The organism is Breznakia sp. PF5-3 (genome assembly GCF_029504745.1).
Taxonomy (GTDB): domain Bacteria; phylum Bacillota_I; class Bacilli_A; order Erysipelotrichales; family Erysipelotrichaceae; genus Breznakia.
The window spans coordinates 1-5,706 of the sequence record NZ_JAQFIQ010000069.1 but is presented as its reverse complement, the minus strand read 5'-3'; the positions used below and the strand labels follow the sequence as shown (position 1 = coordinate 5,706).

General features: G+C 31.4%; 5 protein-coding genes and 1 other annotated feature. All 5 genes read right to left on the bottom strand.

The features are described from left to right. Positions 1–103: 103 nt before the first annotated feature. Positions 104–344 (bottom strand) — a binding site (T-box leader). A 104-nt stretch (positions 345–448) separates the two neighbouring features. Next, positions 449–781, bottom strand: coding sequence for a hypothetical protein (locus M2475_RS11135; protein ID WP_277491593.1), 333 nt, complete (start codon positions 779–781; stop codon positions 449–451). Between the two features lie 271 nt (positions 782–1,052). Further along, positions 1,053–1,340 (bottom strand): hypothetical protein, encoded by a 288-nt coding sequence (locus M2475_RS11130; protein ID WP_277491592.1) that lies wholly within the window; start codon positions 1,338–1,340, stop codon positions 1,053–1,055. A gap of 55 nt (positions 1,341–1,395) precedes the next feature. Continuing rightward, positions 1,396–2,628 carry an HlyD family efflux transporter periplasmic adaptor subunit gene (locus M2475_RS11125; protein ID WP_277491591.1) on the bottom strand — a complete coding sequence of 411 codons (1,233 nt, stop codon included), beginning with the start codon at positions 2,626–2,628 and terminating at the stop codon, positions 1,396–1,398. Continuing rightward, positions 2,615–3,097 (bottom strand): hypothetical protein, encoded by a 483-nt coding sequence (locus M2475_RS11120; protein ID WP_277491589.1) that lies wholly within the window; start codon positions 3,095–3,097, stop codon positions 2,615–2,617. Before M2475_RS11120 ends, M2475_RS11125 begins: the two co-directional genes overlap by 14 nt. Next, the gene (locus M2475_RS11115) at positions 3,090–5,300 is read right to left on the bottom strand and encodes a peptidase domain-containing ABC transporter (RefSeq protein WP_277491588.1); all 2,211 of its coding nucleotides are present in this window, start codon (positions 5,298–5,300) and stop codon (positions 3,090–3,092) included. Before M2475_RS11115 ends, M2475_RS11120 begins: the two co-directional genes overlap by 8 nt. Between the last annotated feature and the right edge of the window lie 406 nt (positions 5,301–5,706).

The following is a 5,706-nucleotide window of genomic DNA, read 5'->3' as shown; positions in this document are numbered from 1 at the left end:
GGACACCCTTGTCTTCGGCTACGGGTTAGCGACTACACCCCCCACAGTGGACTTTCACCACTAGATATATGCCATGCCTAGCACACCAAAAAAAGACTTTCATCCAAAGGACGAAAGTCTTAGCTCACGTGGTTCCACCTTTTTTTATCAGTATTTCACAATACCAACCTCTTCAAGTACTAACATACTCTAGCATGATAACGGATGCAAGGAAACCGATAAAGATTACTCATTTCACCTTTATGACTCAAAGATGTGTTCAAGATACTTCATATCTTCTTTTCCACCAACCAAGAAGTCTCTATAAAATCCATATCTTTACTAGTTCTTATCACTGTCTTTTTGTATTGTTGTAATTATAAGCATATTTTTTTATCTTGTCAATCATTTTTGAATAATCTCATACATCAAAAATATATAATGGAAGAGGAATACATCCTCTTCTTATCTAAATATACTGCGCCCACCGAGGCGTTCTTCCCCACCACATTGTGTGGAAATAAACACGGATTCCATTATATTTAGCTCCATTACTAAATAGTTTAGATCCAAACCCCAATGCTGATGCTAATACACTTGCATATGGGGCTACTTGTGGGCAAAAGTACCCCACTGCAGATGCGATACTCGCTCCCGCGCTCATAATCCAAGAAATATTGGCACAATCTCTTTTGGTAAAAGTCCATGTCCATTCTGCATTTCTAACATGAGTCCAATAACCTTTCCCAACAATTTCATCAGTTTGTAATTCAACGCATACTTTCGGTAATATGAATTCCAATTCCATTCTCCTTTCATAATTGAATATTCAAGATATTCTACTTTTAAATTCATATTGTCTGCCTATTTCCCTAAAAGAAAAGTGTTCTTTTCAAGAACACCTTTCTTTGATAATCTCTAAACATAACTCAATTGACAATAGAATAAGTAACACAAACCATATCCAATCATAATGCACATCGTATATCATTTCAAATATCACTATTATAAGCATTGCCAATGTTGTCATTACTCTACTTACAAATAAAATTTTATTTTTCATGATTATCTATTTACCAAGATACCCAGCCGTATCCAGTCCATGTCTTATTAATGTATAAGCCATTGTTAGCTGCACCCCAGCTAGCTGCCCAAGAGAACGCTTTAGCTAATGCTAATGCAGTTGGATTTCCCGTTATAAGGCTAGCAGCTCTTGTACCAAGTGCTATTTTTGAACATTCATTCTTAGTTAGCTTTAAGCATAAGCCCCACCAATTTGTATAAAGTTTCCAACTTCCATCAACATATGCCATTTCATTCGCATTCATTTCCAAACTGTTATTTGGCATAATTAGTTCCATAATCTTCCTCCTTTCCTATATATAAAATGATCAGCTGTATTCATTTTATAACATGTTAACTTTTAAAACTCAATAATTCTAAAATCCAGTCTAGATAACTTTCATTATCATAAATGATCTGCACCTCCACTGGCATTGATTTCATTGCTTGTATATAAGTATCGTCTTTTCCATTCAGTTTCGTTTGTTCTAAACGAATCAAACAACGATATACCAATATCGTTCCATCTTGAGTTTCTTGTGTGATTGTTCCATTATCAATAGAAATAATTTCACCTTTCAAATCACCGTATATCTGCGTATTTACACCGATAATTGATATATTTACGCTATTCTTTTCAGAAATTTTTGATATTTCAGCAGCATCAACATATGCTTCTACTAGATAGTCCTTTTCATCATTTTTACTTACTTCAGCAACAATCTGATTCACTTGTACATTCATTCCTAATTTAATAGGAATTCTGTAATGCACTATTCCATCGTTCTGTGCTTTCGCAATAAATGTTTTATCTTCATTTACAGAAGCAGATCGATTCCCTTCCAATTCCGTTATCTGTGTTTCCACTTGCGTTCGCGAAGAACCCAATTCAGATATAAATTGTGTACGCAATTTATCGTTTTGTGAAGTGCTTTTCATCTGCAACTGCAATGTATCCAATTCATTATTCAACGTTTCTATTTCACTGCTTTTACTTATTATTTCATCTTGAGAATCTTCTGCCGTGCTTTTGCGCAAATTCTCTATTTCCTTCTCTATATTTACAATTTTTTCACTCTTTTTTGCATATTCTTTTTGCTGTTGCTGCAAATTAATTTCATCTTCGTAAACTTGCAATAAATAATATTCCACTTTCCCAAAATATTCCTGTTGCACACCATCATTCTCCAAATAATTTGTTTTTTCGTTTAGCGAGCGCTCAAACAAATCCATAGCAGCTAATTTTTCTTTTGCAAAGTTAAGCTGCTCTAATAATGCTTCTCCTTGTACACCCGTTATTCCATTATTTGCAATAAAAAGAATATCCCCTTTTCTCACTTGGCTTCCTTCTGCTTTTTGTATTTCACTCACTGTTCCATTTACATTTGACGTAATATATTGATTATCTGTAGTAATAATCTCTCCATTTGCTTTCACGACATATGTTTTTGTTGCATACAATGAAAACCATAAACAAACAACAATAAAAAGGCATACCAAAAACACAAACAAATAAATATATTTAGGTGGATTTTTATCAAAGAAAATTCTTGATGATTGTAATTCTTCTTTACTATGAAACTTCATACCCTACTCCTACTATGGGAATAAAAATATCTGCTTTTATCATTGCTTCACTTTCTTCCATAAGCACTGTAATCACCGATCCAGAGCTGTCTAAATCATGTTCATAAAGATACACTTGCAACTTTTGATGAGCTAAATCAAAATATTTTGGATGATCTTCAAATCGTAAGCAAATACAATGATCAAATCGAAACATATCCATTACAATAAATTCATCTTTAAAATCTAAATAATTATTTGCTTGTACAAAAATTTCATAATCCGCTTTAACTTCGCCTTTTTCATTAAATGTCGTCCCTTTCATATGGGTAACCAATGGACCAAATAAATCAGCGTTCATAGTTTGTAACCGTTGAATAAATAATTGTAGTTTTCTATCAAACTCATAAATCGAAATATTGTGTATTTCACATTTTACAACCTGTTTCAATAGCAATGATTTATTCTCTAACACATTCAATTTACTCATATACCATTTCCTCCATCACTTCTTCTCTAGGCTTATATTTTTCGGGTGATGATTCTTGCAGAGAAATCATCTTTGCGTATTGTCCATTTAATCTCATCAGTTCATCATGTGAACCCTTTTCAATTATTTCTCCATCCTTAATAAAATAAATTTCATCACAGCTACGGATTGTTGATAACCTGTGAGCAACAATAATTCTTGTTTTTTTATACAATTTCTTAAAAATTAATTCATGTATTCTAAGTTCACTAAAAGAATCCAAATTTGATGTAACTTCATCAAACACATATAAATCGGGATTGCCGAGCAATGCTCTGGCTAGTGCCAATCTTTGCTGTTCGCCACCAGATAAATTACTAGCACCTTCTTCAATGAACGTCATATATCGATCAGGTAAATTATCAATAAATTCATCAGCACCAGCTTGTTTGCAAGCCAAAATAATATCTTCATACCGAGCCTCTGGATGTCCAACTTGTAAATTATCAATAATTGTCCCTGTAAACAATTCAATATTTTGTGGAATATATGCTATTTTCTGACGTAGTGTATAGGTGTCAATATCAACAATATTATGTTTTCCAAATGATATTTTGCCTTCATTCACTTCCAAAAATTTCAATAATAATTTTATAATTGTGCTCTTTCCAGCTCCACTTTCGCCAATTAAAGCAATTGCTTTCCCTGGTGGAATTACCAAAGAAAAATTATTTAATATTGGAATGCGATTCCCATATGCAAATGTAACATTAGAAAACCTTATTTGCTCATTCAAAGAAATCTTATGAATAAGTGTTTTTTCTGCATTTTCTATCTTTAGTGACATCAATTCACTCAACCTTTGCATAGCAATATGTGCTTCTTGAAATGATAATTGAAGTGATACAAGACTTTGCACTGGTTCCATGAAATACTGACTTAATGTTTGAAATACCAATAAATCACCAATTGTCATATTTCCATCAATGATAAATATTGCTCCCACTCCCATGAATACCAAGTTTCCAATGGCATTTAATGTATTTGAAAGGAATGATTGTAGATTTTGCAATCGTCCTTCTTGATATGCAATTTTCTCTGATGTGACTAAGTTTTCTTCAACGTGATTCATTTGTGCTTTTTCATCATTTTGAGCTTTGATTGTCTCAATATTTTTCAAAGATTCAATCAATTGAGAATTTAATCTAGAAGATGCCTCCATTTGTTTATAATTGATTTTTTTATATGAACCTTTAAAAGCATAAATTAAAACTATATTTATTAAAACAATAATTGCTAAAACCAAAAATAAAGTACTATTCAAACTAAATAAAACAATACATGTGACACTTGCCAATACTATATCCATAACCAAAGAGATAGATAAGCTAGTAAAGATCTCTTTAATCGTACTTGCGTCTTGAAAACGAGTAATAATATCACCGATTCTTCGTGATACAAAAAACTTATATGGCAAATGTAAAATATGTTGATAATAACCAAGCAATAATGGGATATCTATCTTTCGCGCTAAGAACAACAAAATATGCTGTCTAAAAGCAGACAATATATTTTGAAATAGTGTTACAATTATAAAAAATAGCAAATAGATATAAAGTGTATTCTTTAATTGATAAGGTATTATTTCGTCCATCAATACCTTTGAGAACAAAGATACAAAAATTCCTAAAAAACTAAGTAACATCGATATTAAAATAACTTGCAACAGTAATGCTTTATGAGGAAAAATCAAATTCTTGAATACTTCATACATCGTTGCAGAAGAAAATTTCATTTTTTCAAAATCACTCATTGGTATCATCATAATAAAAACACCTGTAAAGATTTTATCAAATTCTTCACGTGTTTTTTCAATAATACCTTTCGCAGGATCTGCAATAATAAAAGTATCATTCTTTTTAATTTTATGTAGAACAACAAAATGTTCTTGATTATTACTAGTGTGCACCATTGCAATCGCTGGTAATGTAATATCCAAAGTCAGCTCCTGTGTCTCTGTACGTAAAGCTTTTGTTTGGAATTTGAACTTCTCAAGTCCTTCTATGATTCCTTTTACTGTCGTCCCATTTAAATCCGTTTTTATACTATCTCTAATTTCTAATATGGACACTTCGCTTCCATATGTTAATAGAATTGTTGATAATGCCGCAGCTGCACAATCATTATGATCATGTTGTAAAACACACGGATATTTTTTAAACATTAAAACCCCTTTCCATCCTTTCTATATTCTATACATAATAAATTATCACTTAAAGCGAGATATGTCAAGCTTGTTTTTTATGAATAAAATAAGAGCATATACTCATTATAAGCGCACTAAAAAAAAGAATAGCAGTATATTCATAATTCAAATACCCTAAGCAGATTAATACTCCTATAAGTATTGTTATCCATGATGAAATGTTAAATAAAAATTTTAAATATTTCATTTCAAACCTCCAATCACTCGTATATTCATTTTTTAATTTCAGCTTCCTAAAAAAAAAGAGTATATCTTTAAAAGATATACTCTCAGACTGTTGACAAAAGAAGTCAATGGTCTTTTTTTATAACAAGGTATATGATACAATCTATTAGGCAGGAAATTTCTCTATTTTAGTCGATAA